14 protein-coding genes and 3 riboswitches are annotated in these 22815 nt (G+C 48.3%); all 14 genes read left to right on the top strand.

Annotated elements, in window-relative coordinates; all coding sequences use genetic code 11:
• Positions 1-49 precede the first annotated feature (49 nt).
• Positions 50-280, top strand: coding sequence for a DUF3102 domain-containing protein (locus LJE72_RS26885; protein WP_396391821.1), 231 nt, complete (start codon positions 50-52; stop codon positions 278-280).
• Positions 281-573: 293 nt separating this feature from the next.
• Complete coding sequence (locus tag LJE72_RS23675) at positions 574-1122, top strand: helix-turn-helix domain-containing protein (RefSeq protein ID WP_229250429.1); 549 nt, start codon at positions 574-576, stop codon at positions 1120-1122.
• A gap of 98 nt (positions 1123-1220) precedes the next feature.
• The gene (locus LJE72_RS23670; protein WP_229250428.1) at positions 1221-1553 is read left to right on the top strand and encodes a cupin domain-containing protein; all 333 of its coding nucleotides are present in this window, start codon (positions 1221-1223) and stop codon (positions 1551-1553) included.
• Positions 1554-1629: 76 nt separating this feature from the next.
• Complete coding sequence (locus LJE72_RS23665) at positions 1630-2724, top strand: M24 family metallopeptidase (protein ID WP_229250427.1); 1095 nt, start codon at positions 1630-1632, stop codon at positions 2722-2724.
• A 387-nt stretch (positions 2725-3111) separates the two neighbouring features.
• Positions 3112-3195, top strand: a riboswitch (cyclic di-GMP riboswitch).
• Positions 3196-3257: 62 nt separating this feature from the next.
• On the top strand, positions 3258-4337 hold the full coding sequence (locus tag LJE72_RS23655) for an HD-GYP domain-containing protein (protein WP_229250426.1): 1080 nt from the start codon (positions 3258-3260) through the stop codon (positions 4335-4337).
• Positions 4338-4527: 190 nt separating this feature from the next.
• Positions 4528-4706, top strand: a riboswitch (cobalamin riboswitch).
• A gap of 157 nt (positions 4707-4863) precedes the next feature.
• Entirely contained in the window at positions 4864-5016 is a 153-nt protein-coding gene (locus LJE72_RS23650; RefSeq protein ID WP_229250425.1) for a DUF2292 domain-containing protein, read from the top strand.
• Positions 5017-5233: 217 nt separating this feature from the next.
• Positions 5234-5914, top strand: a complete 681-nt coding sequence (locus LJE72_RS23645) for a MotA/TolQ/ExbB proton channel family protein (protein ID WP_229250424.1) — start codon at positions 5234-5236, stop codon at positions 5912-5914.
• A complete protein-coding gene (locus LJE72_RS23640; protein WP_229250423.1) occupies positions 5911-6231 on the top strand; it encodes a DUF2149 domain-containing protein in 321 nt (106 codons plus the stop codon). The genes LJE72_RS23645 and LJE72_RS23640 overlap by 4 nt, the downstream gene beginning before the upstream one ends.
• Positions 6232-6272: 41 nt before the next feature.
• Positions 6273-16715, top strand: a complete 10443-nt coding sequence (locus tag LJE72_RS23635) for an InlB B-repeat-containing protein (RefSeq protein ID WP_229250422.1) — start codon at positions 6273-6275, stop codon at positions 16713-16715.
• Positions 16716-16926: 211 nt separating this feature from the next.
• Entirely contained in the window at positions 16927-19860 is a 2934-nt protein-coding gene (locus LJE72_RS23630; RefSeq protein ID WP_229250421.1) for a leucine-rich repeat domain-containing protein, read from the top strand.
• A gap of 199 nt (positions 19861-20059) precedes the next feature.
• Positions 20060-20237, top strand: a riboswitch (cobalamin riboswitch).
• 264 nt (positions 20238-20501) lie between these two features.
• The gene (locus LJE72_RS23625) at positions 20502-21692 is read left to right on the top strand and encodes a DUF4430 domain-containing protein (protein WP_229250420.1); all 1191 of its coding nucleotides are present in this window, start codon (positions 20502-20504) and stop codon (positions 21690-21692) included.
• Between the two features lie 202 nt (positions 21693-21894).
• A complete protein-coding gene (locus LJE72_RS23620) occupies positions 21895-21990 on the top strand; it encodes a helix-turn-helix domain-containing protein (protein ID WP_312038966.1) in 96 nt (31 codons plus the stop codon).
• A 23-nt stretch (positions 21991-22013) separates the two neighbouring features.
• Positions 22014-22289 carry a hypothetical protein gene (locus tag LJE72_RS23615; RefSeq protein WP_229250419.1) on the top strand — a complete coding sequence of 92 codons (276 nt, stop codon included), beginning with the start codon at positions 22014-22016 and terminating at the stop codon, positions 22287-22289.
• The gene (locus LJE72_RS23610) at positions 22250-22507 is read left to right on the top strand and encodes a GyrI-like domain-containing protein (protein ID WP_229250418.1); all 258 of its coding nucleotides are present in this window, start codon (positions 22250-22252) and stop codon (positions 22505-22507) included. The genes LJE72_RS23615 and LJE72_RS23610 overlap by 40 nt, the downstream gene beginning before the upstream one ends.
• Positions 22508-22815: the final 308 nt, after the last annotated feature.

Genomic DNA, 22815 nt, shown 5'->3' with positions numbered 1-22815 from the left:
TTGCTAACCAACCCCCTTTTTTAACTTTATCAAGGAAGAAAGCTGCAAAATGCTGTTTAGCAACGCCGTTGGGATCGGAGGTTGTTTGACGGAAACCAAAGAGCTGGTACCCTATGGGGAGTGGCTCAAATGGCTGACTGAATCAGTGAGTTACTCCCCCCTTCGAGGAAGAGAGGCCAAATGGTGCATCGATGCAACATTTGATTTTAACTTCATGTACACGGTTTTTGACGCCAAAGGCTGTTTTTTTAGGCACATCTTATTAAGAAACTACCCATAAACCTCTGCCAAGTCTTGACTTTTCGATAAATTAGCAAGTCCTAACTAAAAGTGAATAATAACAATATAAAAAGCAAACTGTATCAGTGCGATACAGTTTGCTTTTTTTTGAAGAAAGGATGGCTTGGTGCTAGCCAAGTTGCATAAAGAGAATTTTGGTTTTATAGTGAACCTGGATGCCAATATCTTTCATAAGTAAAATACTGTATTATTGTGGCAAAAGTCTGGACTTTTTAGTCCTACTATAATATATTTCATATAACTATAATCGATAAAAGGAATTAGAGGTATTTAATGGAAAATATGTACGAAAGAATACGGAGTCTTCGAGTCAGCATGAACATGACGCTTAAAGAATTGAGCGAAAAAACTGGGTTATCTATCAGTTTCCTTTCCCAGGTAGAACGAGGTAACAGCTCCTTGGCTATCACTTCTCTTCAAAAGATTGCAGACGTATTTAATGTTTCCATGTCCTCCTTTTTTGAAAGCACAGTAAGCAACAGTTTTTTTACCCCAGTTCTTGATCGTAAGCCATTTCAAATTGAGAGATCCAATTCGGTATTTACGCGCTTAGGAGGTGACTTTTCAGGAAAGGTATTGGAACCGATTCACATAGTATTAGCGCCGCGGCAAGGGCAGGATGTTGTATTTAATCATCCGGGTGAGGAGTTCTACTATATATTAAAGGGCAAGGTTTTAATGATGATCGGGGACAAAGAATATGAAATGAACGAGGGTGACACGATTCATTTTCCCTCAATGTTAGATCATACCTGGCATAACATGACAGATGAACCAGTCCACATGATAGCAGTACTTACCCCAATTATATTTCATGAATAATCTCATTTCTGAATTTATGTGATTCCCTTAGTCTAAGAGAATCATATTGTCAAAATAACTCCAGCTCAAAAGGAAGAAGATAAGGAGAAATACAGTTAATGAAAATTGCAACAAACAAAGATGTTATAGCATCAAATCGTAGTGATGTGATAATGAGAACCCTTTTTGGTGAGGATGCAGTGAAGAATGCCAAAGTGACAATGGGGAGTGTGGTGTTTCCCCCGGGAGCAAGAGTTCCGGCAGAAGGAGTTGGAGTTCATACTGAACATGAATACTCCTTTATAATGAGCGGATCAATTCTAACTATGAGTGGAGGAACAGAATGTCGAATATCCGCAGGTCAAGCAGCTATAATTCCTGCCGGAGAAGAACACTGGGCCTTCAACGATGGAACAGAGAATTGCGAAATAATTTGGTTTTTGGTGAAATAGTTAAAATTATCACTATGGCTATGGAAATTCGAAGTCTGGAAAAAAGTCTAAGACTTACAAGGAGGATATTGAATCTATGGTTGAATATATCGCGAGAATCAAGAAAATCCAAGCAATAATGAGAGAGCAAAGCACGGAGTATCTGGTATTGGCCCCTTCCTCTAATTTGTTTTATCTCACCGGATTAAAGACCGTGGCGGATGAGAGGCTGCAGGCCTTTTTGATGCCAGCAGAGGGCAAACCGGTTATGATTCTGCCTGAGATGTATCGGGAAGTGGCAGAAAATCTTGGACAGAATAGTTTTGAATTACTAACCTGGGCTGATGGGAGCGACCCGGTGGATTTATTACTTCCGTTGATCAACAAGCATTCAGCAATAGCGGCCATTGACGAAAGAATGTGGGCAGGACATTTTTTAAGTGTAAGAAAGGCCTTTCCAGGGTACGAGTTTATTGGTGCTTCAGCCTTGATGCGGCAAGTGCGAATGATAAAAGACCAAAATGAGATGAATCTTTTAGAAAAGGCCGGAGGATTAACAGATAAGGTTATGGGAGAAGTGCTTATGGTGATTCAACCAGGTATTTCTGAAAAGGAATTGGCTTTTTTTGTGGAAAGTAAACTCAAGGAATATGGAGCTGAGGAAATTTCTTTCAAACCTATTATAGCCTCAGGACCTAACACCTCCTCGCCTCATCACAATACGGGTGAAAGAAAGTTAATAGTGGGTGATTTGGTTGTCTTAGATTTCGGAGGACTCTTTCAAGGGTATTGTTCTGACATGACTCGAACCTTTTCTTTGGGTAAAGCATCTGAAGACGTCAAGAAGATATACAATGCCGTAAGAGAGGGAAATGAAGCTGGATTCCAAGCAGTTCAAGAAGGGATTTCTTGTGAAAAAGTGGATGAGGCCGCCCGCAAAGCCATTTCCCGAGCTGGATATGGACAGCATTTTGTCCATCGGACAGGTCATGGTATAGGGCTGGATATCCATGAAGATCCATTTATAGTTTTGGGTAACCAAGAAACTTTGAAGACTGGAATGACCTTCAGTATTGAACCGGGTATATATTTACCGGGGCAATATGGGGTTCGCATTGAAGATATTGTCGGACTATCTGAAAAAGGGCCGGTGCGTTTTAATAATTTTTCCCGAGAATTAATCGAGGTCTAAATCCTCTTGTTCTAAATTGATAAGGTTCTTTTACCATGGGTTTGATTACCCGTACTACTCGTTTGAGTTTATTAGAAGTAATGATTGGTACCTTTCCTGGTTTGGCTATTCTCACCATGTCAGTAGGCACTAACTTTATTGGTGATAGTTTGAGGGACTTTCTTGATCCCAGGTTGAGAAAGGAGATTTAGATATCTCCCCTCTACTGGCAAAAAAGTGTAACATTAATGATTAAATTTTTAATGTTACACTCTTTTTTTCATAAGTAGAAAGAACACTTAAAAGGGGAAAAATGAGAGAAATTTCTAGAATCGTATATTATTTGGGCATAGTGTATGATATATTTGTATAATAGTCTAATGGGCTTAATAATTTAAAATAGTGATTCTGCGATAATGGCAAACTCAGTGAGAACTGAGGACGCAAAGCCACGGGTCTTACATGTAATGTGAAGATAGCCGGGTTATCGAATAGATAGGATGTTTTCGCTGAATAATTATTCGGCGTTTTTTGTTTTAGGAGGGAATTTAGTTTTGATAACTCATTTAGAACTTTTATCAACTGCCGCATTTAAAATTGGCGAATTCTCGACACTTGACTTGTTTGATAAACAGGGAATCCTTTTGTTATCCAAAGGAAAGCCGATTACACCAAACATTCAAGAACTTCTTCAAGGACGTCAGATTTATACCTTGAAATATGAGCTGGATAAATCTCAAGCCCCTAAGACACACAAATTTTCCGAATCAAAATACCAAGACATTGTAGGCTATGTCAGAGAAGTTTTTGAGGATACCTGTCTTTTTAGCGTCGATCGTTTACAAAAGACGTTTTCCGTGGTTGATAAGATTATCCACGAGTTAGAAGGAACAAACCAAGTTTATCTGGATTTAAACAAATTTCGAAAATTTGATAACTACACTTACGTTCACTCTGTGAATGTAGCGGTTTTAGCGACTCTGATCGGACTACAAATGGGTTTTTCAGGACAAAGACTAAGAGATTTAACACTAGGGGCTTTGTTGCATGATATTGGCAAACGCGCCATACCCTCTAAGATTCTTAATAAGCCTTCAAATTTAACGGATGACGAATTGGGAATCATAAAAAAGCATCCGGTGCACGGTGAGGAAATGCTTAAAAGTGCTGATGTATCCAATAAGGTGCTCTCAATTATCCGTCATCATCATGAACGCTGGAACGGCAAAGGTTATCCGGATGGTCTTCGCCAAAGCTCAATTACGATAAACGCTCAAATAGTTGCTGTTTCAGATGTCTTTGATGCTCTTGTGAGTGATCGACCCTATCGAAAAGGTTTACCCCCATATCACGCTCTGGAATTAATTATTGCTGGATCAAGTGAAGAATTCAATGAAAAAATTGTTCGAAACTTTCTTCAATGTTTAGTACTCTATCCGCAAGGGTCAATTGTTACTTTAAATACAGGGGAAGTTGGCAAAGTAATCGGAGTTCAGAAGGATTACCCGAGCCGTCCATTAATCAGAATTTTATTCGACAAATATGGGAATTATCTACAGGGTGATCAGATATGTGATTTATCCCTTGATTTGACGAAGTTTGTCAAGTCCATTGATTTTAGGTCTGTACCATAGAATATCAGGAGTATAGGGGGAATCAGGTGCTCCTTGGTCTAAAACAAGTCTTTGTGAAGTTTCTCCACACGTTTTAAGAAAGAGGAGTATAAACTCCAGAGGATACGGTAATATTCTACTTTTTTAGTCAAAATATTCTGTTGACGTAGATAATTAATTGGTATATCGTAGGTTATAAGATAGAGTTACAATTTAATAGGTTGAATATGGTTGCTTAATTGCATTAATATGGGAACTCTAGTGAGACGCTAGGACAGCCCCGCTACTGTATGAATGACGAATCCCTTATAAGGACCACTGGGTAAACCGGGAAGGCAAGGGAGGAGGATGATTTCAAGTCAGGAGACCTGCCATGTTTAATATCACAACTCTTTCGGGGGAAAGATGTGTGGCAAATTTAAGGTTTGGATGTTTTTGGACATCCCTACTTTGTTGCATCATGTTGCTATGAGCCGGAAGAACGGGCTCTTTTTTTTTCACTATCGGCAATACAAGGCCAGAAGTTGTAAAATGGGGAGGAGAAGCAATGAAAGAGGATGAATCTAAAATAATTCTGACATCGAAAGAAAAGAAGATCATAGAGTTGATTAGAGATACTGAATATGGTGAACTAAAGATTGTTATTCAAAATCATGACCCGGTAAGAATTGAAGAAATCACCAAATCTTTAAAACTATAAACAACAGGCTTGCTGACCGAACAACGGAAGCATTGCTCTTTTTTGAGTAATGCTTTTTTCTTTTTTATTCTTTAATGAAGGGTAGCGTGAAAAATACTGGAGGAAAAGCAAGTTGCGGAATAATACACTAAGGTACAGTACAATATCCCATACTATGTGGCAATGCCTTGGGGCTTCTAGATGTACTAGGTTCTATAGAAGACAGGAGATGGAATAAATGCACTTTTTGCTAAACGACATACTTCACTTAATAGGACAGGGAATATTAGTGCCCTGCCAAATCATCCTAATTTCACTGATAGTAATTTCCGTGTGGCAGGTGGGTGACCTGTTCGTTGAATTATTTATGGAAAGACGCAAGACAAAGGTAGATGTTCTTGCCTTAATCAAGGACATCCATGAAAGCGGTCCAGAGTTTTTGCGTGAAATTATTGAGGCCAGCCGATTTATTCATAGGCAAAAAGAGGCACTGTACATGCTGATAGAATCAAGAGATATGCCGCGAGCCCTTTTAATTGCCATGGCGCATAAGCTCCTTGTAACAGAGGAAGCCGAGTATGAAAAGACAACGGCAAGCACAGACTTGGTGGCAAAACTAGGGCCTATGTTTGGTTTGCTTGGCACATTGATTCCGCTTGGCCCCGGAATCGTGGCCTTGGGCGAAGGGGACACGGCGATATTGTCGGCATCCCTTGCAATAGCATTTGACACCGCAATTGCAGGCGTTAGTTCAGCTGCCGTCAGCTATGTCATTTCAAATATTCGCAAACGATGGTATGACAATTACCTAATCAATTTTGAGGTAGTGATGGAGTGTGTGCTGGAGGAAGTGGCGATTAAGTATGTACTGGAGGAGGTAGCCATGGAGCGCATGCTGGAGGAGGTGAGTGCCAGATGATCAGAACCGGATCATTAAGTGGTAGGCCCAGGTCACGATTACATAAAGAAGAAATCAATCCGCTGGACGGTATTGTAAACCTGGTAGATGCTATGCTGGTATTTGCTTGTGGGCTAATGCTGTCAATTATTCTTTATTGGGGTGTGGATATAAATAACAAAGTAACGGATGTCATTGATCAAGAAGACTTGGTTGAGGTTGAGAATAAAGATTTGCAGGAGGCAGTTAAGGACGGAACTTTAGGTAAGAGCTTTAATGCTAAGGGCATGGTGTACGAGGATCCTAAGACAGGAAAAATGTATATTCTTTCAAAATGATCTTTATATAGGGAGGATCAGAAGAGGGGAGAGGATAGAGAATGAAAAAAGAGAAACTTAGGTATATTTTGAGCATTATCTTGTGTATTGTCCTGATAATGTCGCAAGGAATTCCCTTTGCCTATGCCGGTAATATGTCGGTTACGGCTAAAGTTGCCGCAATTGAGCAGGGGACGTCGGATAAAGATGGGACGACGGTGGAGGAAGAACCGTCGGATGAGGATGGAACGACGGTGGAGGAAGAACCGTCGGATGAGGATGGAACGACGGCGGATGAAGATGGAACGGCGGTAGAGGGCGAGGAACCCATTGAAGAGGAGATAACAGTTCCGGAGACAAAAACTAACATTGAGTTAACACCGGATATTAACGACGGTGTTACTTCTTGGTATCTTAATAACACGACTTCCGCTGCATTTACAATTAGTAACGAGGCTGAACTGTACTATTTGGCAAAGCTGGTAAATGGTACAGCCTTAGACGGAACCGGTGAACCAATTGATTCAGTGGTTTTTTCGGGTAAGACTATTACATTAGCTAAGGATATTGAGCTAAGGAAGGACTGGATACCCATTGGCTTAAATGAGGGGACCAGCTTTGGAGGAAGGTTTGACGGGAACGAAAAAACGATCAGCGGCTTAAGTTTAGATGCTGATGTAGAGGAGGAGCTGGCAGGCAATGAGTATCAAGGCTTATTTGGCTATCTGTCAGCGGATGGAGCCGTCCTGAATCTGAATATCACCTTGGCGGAGAGCCTTGATGACGGAGTAACCACCTGGTATCTGAAAGATCCGGAAACGATGAACTTCAGCATAAGTAACGAAGCCGAGCTGCGTTATCTGGCCCAACTGGTCAATGGCACAGCGGCAGACGGAGAGGGAACAGCTATTCCGGCGGTAAGCTTCTCAGGCAAAACAATTACTTTGACGGACGACATTACTTTGACTGAGGCGTGGACACCTATCGGCAGCGGTGAAACGATCAGCTTCGGTGGGACCTTTGACGGTGCCGGGAAAGCAATTCGCGGTCTATCCATCACAGGGAGCAATACTTATCAGGGTCTGTTCGGCTATGCTGCGGGAGCGACAATTCAAAATCTGACAGCAGCGGGAAGTATAACCGCAGCCGACTCAAGCGCCGGGATTGTCGGATTCCTCAGCGCAGGAACCCTTAACAATTGCAAGAATGAAGTCAATGTTACAGGGACGAATAACGTGGGCGGCATTGTTGGCTATCTGGATAATTTAAAGGAAGTTGAAATTTCCGACTGCAGCAACAGGGGAGTAATTATAGGAAGCGATTTTGTCGGGGGGATTGTGGGCAACGCCCAAGAAGCCGGTACTTCCGGGATTTCTCAATGTACTAACAGCGGCAGGGTAAGTGGAGCCAATAACCTTGGGGGTATTGCAGGTGCTGTCGCCGGCACGGTGGTTCTTGCCAACAGTCTGAATGAAGCTGATATTGAGGGCAGCGGTCAGACAGTAGGAGGAATTGCCGGTAAGCAAGGGGAGGCTACAATTCAAAACTGCGGCAATTTAGGCAAAGCCAAAGGGGTGACATCTGTCGGCAGCCTGGTAGGTCAAGCTGAGAAAACGGCGGCGATTAAAAACTCTTTCTCTTACCTGGAGAGAGACAGTAACCACTTGTGCGGGGGAGAGGCAGTTATAACCAACAGTTTCTATTTGGCTGCCGGTGAAGAGGACACCAGTGAACAGGCCAAAAACCGAGAAGCGTTTAAGTATGGCGAGGTTGTGTATCTCCTGGACGGCGGTGTAGGAACTCACAATAATGTCTGGACCCAAGGCTCCGATTATCCGGTTTTGGGCACAGGTTCAGTGTACAAGCTGACCCTGGTTCAGCCTGAGCCGCCATGTGAACAGGGAACAGTGACTTTTGCTGAATTGGCCGAGGATTCAAGTTATAAACTATTTCCGGGGGCCGATGGCAGGGAGTACACTTATTTACTTGGCGGGGCAGCCCTTGAGCTGAAAGTGGAGCTCAACAGCGAAATGCCCGGTGTGTCTGAATATCAGCCCGCTTTTTATCCGGCCAGAGCCGTGGAAAAAAAAGAGGGCGAAGGGGAAGAAGCGGATAAGTATTTGGCCAAGACAATAGAGCAGGACGTAGAACTGACCTATCGCTTCTGGAATCAGGAGGAAAGCAATATCGGCTGGTATCTTACAGGATCCTCCGACCCTTACCGGATCACCACGGAAGGGGAACTGCTGGGTCTGGCAGAGCTGGTCAACGGAACGGCTAAAGATGGGGCAGGAACAGCGATCGGCCCGGTAAATTTCATGGGCAAGACTATCGAATTGGCCAGTAGTATCACAGTGACCGGGAAATGGACTCCCATAGGTAACGGAAACCAGTTTAAGGGGACTTTCGACGGTCAGGATCATGAAATCTATTATGAGCTGGGAGACGACGCAGCCTCGGCCGCGGGGACTTACTTGGGCTTATTTGGCTATTCCAATGGAGCGACGATAAAGAACCTTACAGTTGACGGGAGGCTTTACGCCGGCAGCCAAAGTCAATATGTGGGCGGTATTGTCGGTTGGACGACGGGAACGAGCTCAGCTAAAGGTTCAATTATAGACTGTACGTTTGTAGGGCTGGTTAACGCTCAGACTACGATTCCCGCAAGCGGGTACGGCGGTATTGGCGGGCTTGCCGGTCAGGTCAACTATACGGACATAACGGATGGGACAAATGAGGGGAACGTAATAGGAGAGGTGATGATTAACAAAAGTGGAAAAGGCGGCATCGGAGGAATTGCCGGTTATGCTGAAAATGGAGATATCAATAATGCTGGCAATAAAGGAACAGTGGAAGGGACTATAAAAACATCGGGCACAGGTACGGCGGGAGGAGTAGGCGGGATAATCGGCAACAGTGGGAAAGGGATAACCACTACCGATTGTGTGAATAATGTGATGGGTATTGTCAAAGGAACAGGGAATTGCGTAGGAGGAATAACCGGCAGAAGTGCAAGCGCAATAACCGGTATTAATAAAGGGAATGTTATGGGAACGGGCGACGATGTGGGCGGTTTGTCCGGCAACGCCACTGACGAGATAAGCGGCGGCAGCAATGAAGGAACCGTTACAGGAACTGGAAATAACGTTGGTGGGATCGTCGGCAGTATAACCAATGCGGTAACCAATGCCATGAACAGAGGAACGGTGCAAGGCACAGGTGACAATGTGGGCGGTATCGTCGGCGCTATTTCCAAAACTTCCGGAACGATAACCGGCAGCAGCAACGAAGAAACTGTGTCAGGCGGCAGTTATGTGGGGGGGATTGTCGGCAATACCACCAGCAGTAGTACAAGCGCCGTTATCCAGAGCATGAATCAAGGCTTGGTTAGAGGAATCGGTACCAATGTGGGCGGAATCGCCGGCGGTGCTACAGGCACGGTTAAGGCCAGTTACAATCTTGAGGAAGAGATAACAGGCAGCTCGGGAGTAGGCAGCATTCTGGGGGGAGCGAATGGAGCAAATGCCAAGATAGACGGCTGCTTCTCCTATACGACACCCGTTACCGGCTTGGCCTTAACGGGAGGAGATGCCCCCATCGTCAACAGCTGCTACCTGGCGGCTGAAGAAAGCATTTATGGCTTGACAGAGGACGCTTTTAAATTTGGCAAGGCAGCCTGGCTGCTGGACGGCGGGCAGGGTCCCCATAACACCCTTTGGACTCAAGGCACAGAGTATCCGGTATGGGGGAACGGCAGCGATACGTTGTATATGCTGAATCTGGTCCAGCCGGATGAATCATCGCCGGGGGGAACGGTGGCTCTGGGCGCAATTCAGTCTGCAGACGGAAAATATACTAACTGGCTATTATTTAATGAGGGGAACGGTTCCAGCTATTACCTGCCCAGCGGTTTAAGTGTGGACCTGGATGTGCAGAAAAATGGCGGCCCCGAGGACTATCAGCTGATTTTTGCCCCGGCAGGTAAGGTTACAGTCACCGGTGAGAACTATTCCGTCGCCATTGCCAATGAAGATATCAGCATGTCATATGAATTTCTGGGAACCGGCGGCAGCCCGGTGGGAGGAGCATGGTATAACAACGGGGCCGGCGTCGATGATAAATTTATCATTCAAACAGAGAATGACTTAAGATATCTGGCCAGACTGGTTGCAGGCACTGCCATCAACAACAGTGGGGAAGAGGTTGCGGATTCGTTTGAGAGCAAGACGGTGGAACTGGGGCAGGATATTGTACTGAGCAAGGCCTGGTTCCCCATCGGAACATCAGGTAAACCCTTTAAAGGGACCTTTGCGGGCAATCAACATACCATCAGCGCTTTGGTTATAGTCGGCAGCGATGGCTATCAAGGATTATTTGGCTATACATCCGGCGGTGCTATCAAGGAGCTGGCGGTTGGAGGCAGTGTTGTCAGTGGGGGAGATTACAGCGGCGGGGTTGTGGGCTATGCCGCAGGCACGGAGTTAACGGATTGCCGTTTTGTCGGTGTACCCGAGGCTGAGCCGAGCAGGGTAACAGGCCGCAATTATGTAGGCGGAATCGCCGGGTATACCACGGGAACAGTTGGCGGCTGCGCTAATGAAGGAGCAATCGCGGGGTCGAGCTATGTAGGCGGCATTGTCGGTTATACTAATCAAGTGCTCAGCGATTGTTCAAATCAAGGTCTGGTCAATGGAAGCCAGAATTATGTCGGTGGGATCGTCGGTAATATCGCGAACGATTCCAGTGATAAGGAAATTAAGGACTGCACCAATACGGGAGCAGTGACAGGCAATAGTTATGTGGGCGGGATAGCAGGATATTTAAAAGGCTCATCAGGGGGAAAGAGATTAGTCAAAAACGCAAATAATTCAGGAAATATTACCGGGTATGCTCAGTATGTAGGAGGGATTGCCGGTTATGCCGAGGTCAAGTATTCAATTGAGCAATCCGGCAACAGCGGAACAGTGGGGGCTCAAGGGGCGACGGCAGACCAATCTGTGGGCGGCCTGGTGGGTTTGCTTATGGGTTTAGTCAGCGACTGCAGTAATAAGGGAAATGTAACCGGGACGACCCAAAATGTGGGCGGTATTGCTGGTCGGCATAGATCCCAAAACGACATCAAGAGAAGTTATAACATGGGATCCATAACCGGCGGCACCCGGGTGGGCGGTATTGTCGGGGGGGCAGAACGCCCTATAGAAAACTGCTATAACCTGGGAGATATCAGCGGTTCGTCGGATGTTGGGGGTATTGTTGGGAATAGTTCCTTAAGCAACACTGTTAAGTATTGTTTTTCCCTCAGTGATAAACTCCTAGGCAATAATCGATCCGTTAATTATTCCTACTATTTGGTCAGCGAAGACAGCACGGACCTATCGGAATTTGCCAAGAAAGCTGAAGCTTTCCAATACGGCGAAGTGGCCTGGTTGCTGGATTCTCATCAAGCTCAGGCTGCAAAGGTCTGGACTCAGGGGGAGGGCCTTCCGGTGCTAAAGGGTGAAGGAACAACCGGGTCGGTTTATAAGCTGACTTTGAAAAAGGTGGCCGGCAGCAGTGAGGAAGCGGGTACGGTGGAATTGGCCGAGCCCCCGGCGGGCGGCAGCTATAGGGTGTTCGAGCCGGAAGGCGGGTTCCCGTACACCTACGTACCGGCAGGCACGGAAATGCAGCTGAATGCTCTGCGGAATGCGGGGTATGAGCATTACTGGCTGGAATTTACCCCGGAGGATTGCGTAAACTGGTCTGCCGAGGAGGATGATAAGGTCGTCTACCAGGCCGTTGTGCCAGAGGCGGACACCACCATCGCCTGGCGATTCAGCCTGCCGGTGGAGAGCTCTACAGAATGGTATTATGCCAATCCCAATCCGTCAGATAATACCTTTAGCATGGGGACATATCCGGATTTGCTGGGCCTGGCCGAGCTGGTCAGGGGTCAAAAGCTGGATGGGACAGCCGTTGAGGCGGTGGATTTCGGCGGCAAGACAATCCGTTTAAGTGGGGATATTGAGATTACTTCCGGCTATGCGCCCATCGGTACCGCCGAAAAGCCTTTTACCGGGGCCTTTGACGGTGCGGGCTACACTATATCCGGACTGGCCATGGCAACCCCGGAAAATTATCAGGGTTTATTCGGCTATATTCTCGGCGGAACCGTTAAAACCCTGACGTTAAAGTGCAGCGTCAAAGGCGGGGACTATGTAGGCGGTATCGCCGGCTATGCAAAAGACGCAGTGATTTCCGATTGCCGACTGGCGGCTGATGAGAGCGGTGCCGGTCAGGTTTCAGGGCAAAGATATGTGGGCGGCATTGCCGGTTATCTGGTTGGATCCGCCACTATCACAGGGAGCGGCAATACGGCCCGGGTCGGCGGGAGCTCCTATGTGGGAGGAATAATCGGTCAAGGGGAAGGTGAATCGAAGCTTAGCGACTGCACTAACGAAGGGGAGATCAACGGAGGCCCTGCTACAGGCGGTATCGCCGGAAGAATGTCGGGAACAATTAAAAACTGCACCAATGCCGGATCAGTTGCTGGTGAGGGCTCATCCGGCAGCAACGCCGGTGCGGGCGGCATTGCAGGCGACTTAAGAGGTGAGGTCAGCGATTCACTGAACCGAGGAACGGTCAGCGCGGATGATTTATACGCCGGCGGGATCAGCGGTAACCTTCAAGGTAGGGTAATCCGTTCCGGTAATACCGGTACCATCTCAGGGGGCAAATCTGTTGGCGGTATCGCCGGGAATAATAGCGGCACAGTGAGCTATAGTTATAATCGCGGCCTGATTAATAATCGCGGGCTGATTACTGATGAGAATAAAGGGGCCCGCATTGGTGGGATCACTGGGGGAAATAAAAGCCAGGCGGTAGTGAAATATTGCTATAACTACGGTACTTTTTCCGGAACAACTGCCCAAGTGGGGGCAATCACCAATACAGAAGGTTACGGCAATAATACGAACTGCTACTATTCCAGTGAGAAATGGCCGGGAACTCCTATTGATGAGAACTATGTCACGGATAAGAGTCAGGCGGCATTTGCCAGCGGCGAAGTGGCCTGGCTTCTGGACGGCGGCAAGGAGCTGCTCCGCAGAGGGCTTTGGAGCCAGGAACGGACAGAGGAAGACGGCTATCCGGTTCTGGCCAATGATAGTCATGGGGTAATCTTTAAAGTAGGGCTTGAAGAAAACTCCCAGGGAGTATTGAACCTGGAATCCGCTTACGAATACTTCAACGCAGGGGAGAGGGTCATGGTTGTCGCGGCTCCCTCTTCGGGATATATGCTGAAGGAAATCAGCGCCCAAGGCGGCTATAAGATTGAGGGTACCAGAACGGATCGGGCGAATGGCAGTATTGCCTTGGAGTTTACTATGCCGGAAGCCGATGTAACGGTCTCGGCCCAGTTTGTGCCCAGTCAGACCGGGGAGCGTACCGTAACCTTTGACGCCAACGGCGGCAGCTTTGGGGGAGAATCATTGAAGACCGCAGAGGTATCGGTGGGGCAGGCTGTGGAGCGGCCGGAGGCCCCCACTTGCGCAGGCAAAGTCTTCCGGGGGTGGTTTACGGAGGCGGCCGGGGGCGATAAATATGATTTCAATCGTTCCGTGACGGAAGATATCACCCTCTATGCCCAGTGGAAAACGGAAGGCCAGGTCATTATCACTTTTGACGCCAACGGAGGCCGGATGGACAGCGAAGAGGAGGTTGTTGAAGTAACTGCCGAAGCCGGGCAGACGGTATCGGAACCTGAGCCTCCCCAGTGGGACGACGGCACTTCCGTCAGCTATACCTTTACCGGCTGGTTCACCCAGCGCAGCAGCGGGGAAGAGTGGGATTTTGCTTCGTCCGTTGAGGATGATCTGAATCTTTACGCCCAATGGAACAAAGAGAATGGGTTTGCCACCGGCATAGAGGGTCAGCCCTATGTCATCCAAAGTGCTTCGGTTCTGAAGGAGCTGGCAGACAGCGTCAACAATGGGGAAAGCTATGCAGATAACTGGTTTGAGCTGGGGGATAACATTGAGCTTGATGAAAGCTGGGCCGGCATCGGCGATACTGAGGGAAAAGCCTTCCAGGGCCATTTTGACGGCAATGGCAATACCATTACCTTGAGGGGTGCTCATGCTCCTTTATTCCTCAATATAGGTGACAAAGCCAAGGTCACGGACATCAGACTTGATGGAAACTTTGAAGTTACCGGCGATAATATGGGGACTGTAGCCGCATATAATTACGGTGAGATCTCAGGGATTATCTCCTCCGTTGATTTTAGCGAAAATACCCGCAGTAATATCGGCGGCATTGTCGGCACCAACTACGGAGACATTGAGGAATGTGTAAATCACGGCGAGATATATGGACGTCAAAACGTAGGGGGAATTGTCGGTTATCATGCTGGTGTTAGCAGTAAGAAAGCAGAGGACTGCCAAAATGACGGAACCATTACCGGACAAGCAACTGCCGGGGATAGTATTGAAGGCATCGGTGGCCTCATTGGGACTATAAATACAACTACCGGAATGACGATTATAGGGGCCGGAAATACTGGCGCAATAAGAGCTGAAGGCAGTAATGTTAAAGGTGTTGGCGGCATTGTTGGTTTGGGGACGTTGGATAGCGGCTATAAGAGCACTTTAACTGGAAGCAGTAATGGGGGCACGATTACTGTCACGGGAAATGCGGAGGGTATTGGTGGTCTGATAGGTTATATCAAATTGGTTGATTTAGGGGAGAGCAGCGTTAATACAGGGACAATTAATGCAGAATCGGCCCGTTACGTAGGCGGATTGGTTGGCCGAGTCGGAGAAAAAGTTTCTGGTTCGTATTTCCATAACGACGGCCCAATAACAGGTAACAGCGGGGTTGGCGGGTTGATCGGTAGTATTGGAAATAACACTAGTAATCCTTCTCACCTTAATTTAACGTACTGCTATAACGACGGCCCAATAACAGGTAACAGCGAGGTGGGCGGGCTGTTTGGCAGTAGCGAGGCGGCTGACCTGACGGATTGCTATAATACCGAGACCGGGACGGTAACAGGCGGTAGTCAGGTGGGCGGCTTGATTGGCTGGAACAGCGGCGGCGAATTGACGAAGTGCTATAATGCCGGGGAGGTTGAGGCGTCCGGAGAAGAGGCCGGAGGTTTGGTGGGGAGATTTGGTTCCGATGTAACTTCACAAGGGAATTACGCTGCACTGAATTGCTACAGCACCGCCTCAGTTACAGGCTCGACAAATGTGGGCGGATTAATCGGATATGCCTCTGAGGGGGCCGCCGGTGGAATTATCAACTGCTTCTGGTACGGCCCTTCCCTGACGGCTACGGTCGGAGGAGGTATAGTCAATGGCATCAGCGATAAAGTCTCGGAGTACAACCAAAATAACTATTACGGCATCAATTCCGGGAGCGCCGGCCGGAGGCAAGGTATGCGATTGGCTGAAGCAGCGTCCCAGGCGGGCATCGGCGATGCCAATGAAGGCAATAACTCGGCATTGAAGACGGCTGAGCAGTTCGCCAGCGGCGAAGTGGCCTACTTACTGGATACCGGCAATGACGGTACGGAAGATCGCCCTAAAAGCTGGACTCAGGATGACACGACAGGCCGTCCGGAGTTGGGGCAGCCGAGTTACTGCAAAATAACCGTCGACGGAAACGATAATGGCACGGTTACCGTCAGGGTGGAGCGAAGCGGATACGGAGAGGAGTATGCCCTAGGCGACTCGGAAACTGCCATCTATGCGGCCCTGGGCTCTACCATCACGGTAACGGCCCAGGCGAAGAATTCCGAAACCGTTGGCAAGACCATTTACACCTACACCTTGGAACGTATTACGGTCGATCAGGACGGGTCTGAGGCAAATATCCCCGCATCAGGACAGTTTGAAGTGAATTCAGACGCGGTTGTGACAGCTGTTATTACGGAAGAACAGGAAGACTTGCAAGAGGATTCGGATGATCCAGATGATGACGAAGACCCGGATCAACCAAGTGAACCGGGGAACGGAAATGGTAATGGAAACGGGAACGGAAATGGTAATGGAAATGGAAATGGTAATGGAAACGGGAACGGAAACGGAAATGGCGATGGCGATGGGAACGGCAATGGCAATGGCAATGGTGAGATTATCGATAATGGTCAAGGCGGTACTGGAGAGACCACGACAACAGAGGAAATCGCAGCGCCGTCCACAGAAGGTCAGGCGACAGATCAACCGGTAACAATGGCCCAGCTGGCCGACCTGACTCAGTCTCAACAGGGAGATGCGGAGACCAATAAGGAAGAGGAGGTGCCCCAAGAACCGGCAGGCGGCGGGGGCGGCGGTCTTGAAGATCAGGTAGAGGATCAGCAGGATCAGGAAAAGGAGCAGGAAGAACAGCTCATTCTCTTTGAAATCGTCAAGAAGGTTGTACAGGAAAACCCTGTGACCTCCGCGATTGTGACAGCGCTTATCTTAGGAATATTGTTAAGTGCAGGCTATCGCAGGTATAAAAAACAGATAGGGGATCGTTAAGTTGTCGGCAGTTCTGGGATTGCCTCCCCCCTTAACGGAATAGTTCTGGCGGCGCCGGCTGCTTTGGCTGGAGAAATCAGGGTACCCGGCAGGCTTGGTCTGGCCGGGTCCTACAATTCTCGGTGGATTTGGCCGCGGTTCTCTTGGGCGATTCCGGCTGACAACCTGATCGTCGATCGTCGCTATAATTAGGAAAAAAGGAGATAGGTAGATGCGGAGCAAAGCTATGTCAATCAAAAGGAAAAGAAGACAGATCTCCCAAAGAAGGTTGCCGCCTTTCTTCTTATGGTCAGGGATCTTTCTGACATTTCTGCTGTTTCCTTTTTTCCTGCCTGCCGGCCTTTGGGCTGCTGAAAACCAAGCCGGTTCCGACCCGGCAGGAATGCCGGAAGCGGCCATTCCTGCCCAGGCAGATTCGGACGGTGTTCTCTATAACAATGGCAGCCGGCTGAAGTATAAACTGGGGGCAGCAGGCGTCACTATCGTTGAATGCGATAAAACGGCGACACGGCTTAAGGTTCCCAATCAAATTGAAGGCTATCCGGTTACTAATATCGCGACGCGGGCCTTTGTTTCCTGCGAGAAACTGACGGAAATCAGCCTGCCGGCCACCTTGAAAACTATTGGCAACAGTGCCTTTGCCAACTGTCTGGCTCTAACCCGGATGGATCTGCCCGAAGGGTTGGCGGCAGTGGGGGACGGTGCTTTTCATAACTGTCCTTCCCTGCGGGAGCTAAAGATACCGGCCAGCCTAGCAAGCTTCAATCCCAATATTATTACAAGCTGCCCTAATCTGCACTTTGATGTTGCCGCCGGGAATCTCTATTATATCGGCCGGGGAGGGGTACTCTACAGCAAGGATATGACCACTTTGGTTGCCGCCCGCGATCTTGATGGGGTCAGCTTTGCAGTGCCGGATACGGTGACGGTGGTTGGGGCCGGGGCTTTTTACGGCAGCGGGCTTCAGTCCGTTACGTTGGGACCCAATGTAAAGACTCTTGGAGAGAAGGCATTCAGCGGCTGTGTTCAGTTGAAAGAAGCACTCTTAAACGAAGGGCTGAAAAATATTGGGGATGAGGGGTTTGCGGGTACGCTGAGTCTGAAGGACCTTATCTTGCCCCAAAGCCTGGTTTCCTTGGGATGGAAAGTATTCATGGGTTCCGGCTTGGAAAGTATTGATCTGTCTGTTACTCAGATAGAGACCTTACCCTATGGGGCTTTTTGGGATTGCGCGAGCCTGCAGGACATTACCCTGGGGGATAGGATTACCGCAATTGAAGACGCTGCCTTTCGCAATTGTACCTTCACGGAAATCACCCTGCCTGCCGGACTGGAGCAGGTAAAAGGCAGCTTTGCAGGCTGCGCCGGTTTGGTGAGCATAACCTTCCCTTACACATTGAAGCAATTGGGCAGTGCCGTCTTTGCGGACTGCACCGCTTTGAAGGCCGTCTGTTTTGAAGGGAATATGCCCCTCAGGGGCGACGGCTTCGGAACCGGTGTTCACAATGACGTCTGGACCCGGGAAAATGACTCTTTCAGCGGCTTGCCCCTAGCCGTGGCAGGAAAACTGAAAATCTTCGTACTCAAGGGAGCTCAGGGCTGGGAGGAGTCCTTTGCGGATTTTGCCGGCGGTTCAGGGGCGACAAGCAGGATCTCTTTTACTTATCCGGTGGAATACTACACTCTGGATGAAGAAAAGGCAAAGGACAATCCTCGGCTGATCCTCCATCCTCCCGAGTCCCTGGCCGATCTGGAAACCGGCAGTGTCTCGGAGGCTGTGGCTGTGGTCAAAGCCGGATTGGTGGCGGATGCCGGACCGCTGCTTTGGAGTTCGTCCGACAACAAGGTTGCCTCAGTGGATATAAGCGGCAGGGTGACAGCGTTGGGGACGGGGGTCAGTATTATTACCGCATCCCTCACTTACGAGGGCGCTCTCTACATCGGGAAAGCGGAGGTCAATGTGAAGGGTCAGGAAACGGTCTTTGCCTGGAGTGTGCAGAGAGACGGGACAGCTATTATTAACGGCTTCCGGGAAGGGATAAGCGAGGAGGAAATGTATTGGCTAGAAATACCGGAAACCATTGCCGGCTATGAGGTAACGGCCATCAAGGATGCGGCTTTTGCCGATAATCTGAATATTATTACCCTTACCATTTCCAAGACCGTGAAGACCATCGGCACCGGTGCCTTTTCGAGATGCATCGGCCTGGGACAAGTCACTTTGTCCGAGGGTCTGGAGGATATCGGGGCGAGCGCCTTTGCCTCCACCCTTATCCGGGAGGTTGTCGTCCCTCAAAGTGTGACCAGAATTCAGGATTATGCCTTCGGCAACTGCCAGGACTTGGAGTCGGCGACGGTCAAGTCCGACAATCTGGAGTATGCTCTGGGTAACGGTCTGTTTCGGGATTGTCGTAGTTTAACGGAGGTAACCTTGGCGGAAGGCATCACCCAAACAAGCGGTTATACCTTTGCCGGTTGCACCTCTCTGGAGTCCATTAAGCTTCCTGCCACCCTTCAGGCTTTGGACAGGTACGATTTCAGCGGCTGCACTAGTCTGAGGACGGTGGAGCTGCAGGGTTACCTGCTGGGGCAGGAAACCGGTATATCGGAAAAATACAATCCCTTTGCGGCCAAGGAAATTGATTTTGTCAGGGGGATTGACAACAAACATATTCAATATAATTATGGTTCCGGCAGCGAAGATATGGTGATTATACATCCCGACGACGGCAATGACTGGGGCTCGCTTTTCGACGCACAGGTCAGGACCGGAGTCAGGACCCCTTCCGGCGATATCCGCCTGGATGGCCTCAGCGGTTTTCTGCCGAGCCAGGAAGGGACCGTTCCCGACGTTAATCCGGGGGACCGGGTCTTTTCGCCCCTGCCCGTCAATTGGGGATCGGCCCCGGCTTCCAACCCGGAGGTTGAAGCCGCTGAGGATAAGGCCGGGGATATAAGCACGGACAGCAGCACTGCCGGTGGCGAAAAAGAAAGTCAAACCCAGGAAGCCGCCCGCGTCTTTGAAATCGTCAAAAAGACGGTGGTTGAAAATCCCTGGCTTGCCAGCCTGCTGGCGATGGGTGTCCTGGGAATCGTTATCCTGGGCGGAGCGGGGAGAATCAAAAAATATAGGCAAAGTCAATAAAATTTCAAAGAAATCGGCCTGTACGATAAAATTCGACGTATTTATTTCAAATATACTGTTGACTTAAAGAATATTATTAGATGATAATGGAATAAAATGAAGAATATAACTTGATAAGTTTAATATGGTAATAGTGAGAAACGTTTTAAGAAAGGAACTAACTTGGAAAAGATGTGGTAACGGAATTTTAAGCACGTTAAAAATGAATACTGAATAGGGTTGCTTGAAAGCATTAATAAGGAATCCGGTGCGAAGCCGGAACAGCCCCGCTACTGTATGAATGACGAGTCCCTAAGAGAAACCACTGGGTAAAACCGGGAAGGCAAGGGATAAGGATGATTTCGAGTCAGGAGACCTGCCCTGTTCAGGGTCACAAGGCTTTCGGGGGGAAGCATGTGAGCAACTTTGCTGTTGGATGAGAAGGAAATCAGGCTGGGCTTAGGCCCTCTGTTTGCGGATCATAATCAGCGGCTTAGCTACATGATTCAGAGCCGAAGGTATCGGCTCTTTTTTGATGGCTGAAAAGAACATTGAATTCCGGTAAGGGGGTGATGCCTGGGAAATAGTTTAAACAGGCGGGAAATTTATTCCGCTAAAACGTTTTCTAACTAGCAATTAATAAATTTAAGGAGGTTTTATTGATGAAAAAACTCACAAAGAAGGGCCTTTCCATTTCGCTGTCGTTTATGATGCTGGCCCTCAGCGCTGTTCCGGCATTTGCCGACACTGTGACTAAACCGACAGACAGCTCGCCGGTGACGATTTCTGAGGTCACGTCCATTACCATCGGCGGAGAAACCGCCGTATTCCAGCAAGATAACAATGGCTCCACCAAGTTTATCCGAGCCGATCTTGACACGGAATATGATTTGGAAAGCGCAGACATCCAGATCAATTTAGTGAGTTCCGGCACTACAGTCAGTTCCAGCGACCTGACCTTCACCGGCAGCGGCACTACCCGAACGGTTGATGACGTGGACCTGCTGAATGAGGCTTATGATGTAACCATCGGCAGCACCACCTATACTTTGGCGGCCGACCTTCCCAACGGCACCGTTGGTGTCTCCGCTTCCGACCCCTTAAAGGTCGCAGCAGTGACTTTCACCACCAGCCCCAGTGTTGCCGCTACGGTTTCAGGGACCAGTACAGACCGATTTGCAGGCAATCCATGGTATGCTCAGGAAAACCATAAGTGGACGGAAGTCAGTTATTATATTAAGGCCAACAGCCTGCTGCCTTCAGGCTCCAACCGCTCAGCCGTTCCTGGGAGCATTACTTTGGGTTCAGGGGCTTCGGCATCTGGCTGCTATAGCAGCGGTTATTATGATCTGGATCAGAACCTGAATGTAATGACCGTCAGCAACGGCGGCGACAGCCGGGAGTACCGCGTCAGCGCCGGAGTAACGGGACAAACGGTTAAGGTATACTACGATATCGTCCTTGACGAAATTGAGAATGACGGAACCTATTACACCGGCGAAGTGGTGGACCAGTGCGATGAGATCAATGAGGCAGCGGATGCATACTTTGATCCGGATGGATTTTATGTCGATTCCGGAACCACGGTAATGGATATCATGGAAGAGTTCACTGAGTGGGCTGAGGACGAAGATTACTTCAGTTACGCTACAGTGAACAGCGGTGGCTATCTTTCTGCCTTAAACGGATTGGGAGAATTTGACGGCGGTTCCCTTTCCGGCTGGATGTATACGGACCAGGGCTATTCACCCACCTGCAGTGTCCCTTGGGTCGGCGCGGCTGATTATGAGCTGACTACGGACAACACTCAAATTGATTGGTTCTACACTACAGATTACTACAACCATTTTTAAGCTTCTTTCTCCATGAGAAGTCCTGTGAGGCAGGATTTCAGGCTTTTTTGCTTTCAGAATAGTATTGGCTCGATTTCAGAGTCAGCCCGTTTCGAGTTGGCTCTGAATCTGTGAATAGCGCTAATGCCTGCAAAAACGTTATTATACTGTAGATTTTTGGAACACGCGGCCCAGGCAAGCAGCGTTAACGGTGTCTTCATAAATCACAGATATTGCTCTGGCTTTAGGCTTTGATACCCCTTCAGGATTTTCCAAAGCTTTTCGCCGAGAATTTGGCATGAGCGCAAGGGAATTATAGTTAAAAAGAAAGGGGAAATGGATATGAAGGTAAGGATAACCCCCAAAAACAGTTTCAAGGCAATAGGTTATTCTGTTGCGACTAAAGAGGGCGAAAAGGCAGATATTATCCAGTTAGGAGCCTATTGGCTAGGTGCCGATTTTTCCTCAGTAAGTTATGAGGATTACGACAAGCTGGCTAAAGGCGTTGCCGACCAGATCGGCATGTGGTTTCGTCCTGAGGAGAGAAAGAGGGGGATCTTTCCTACTTCTTCGGACCCGTGGAGGATAATTTTGATTATGTCCCCCAAGGCATGGTGACCGTCGAAGTCCCGACAGCGGAGTATGCAGTGTTTGCCACCGAGCCTGCAGATTTAGCCAATAATAAGGGAGCCTTTGCCCAGGCAATACAAAGGACGTGGAAGTATATCTTTGAAGAATGGTTTGAAAAGAGTGACTATCTTTTTGATCAGGAGAAGTATGCTTTTGAGTTTTTATACAGAAAAAAACGGAGGCATGGGATTCCAATCAGGCTGTAGCGGATATTTATATCCCCATCAAGAAAAAATAAATTAGTTGCTTCGAGGCATCAGATTCGTGTTGGCAAAGGATTGGTTGCCAGCCAAGCCTTCAGCATCCGAAAGCCGCCTGCATATGCTGTAATTAAAGCAATTAAAAAGGCGGGAATCAAAATCTACGACTTCAGCTTGGAACCTATGCCCCTTGTCATCGTGGCTGGACTAATAAGATTAAACAAGAGACTTTCTGAATTCATGCTTACCGGTGTCAAGGAGATCGGCAGGCGCTTCACGCAGCAGGTCAAATTCGCCGACGTAGGCGAATTTGA

Origin of the sequence: Desulfosporosinus shakirovi, assembly GCF_020595055.1 — a bacterium.
Lineage (GTDB): Bacteria > Bacillota > Desulfitobacteriia > Desulfitobacteriales > Desulfitobacteriaceae > Desulfosporosinus > Desulfosporosinus shakirovi.
This window is presented reverse-complemented; position numbering and strand designations above follow the sequence as displayed.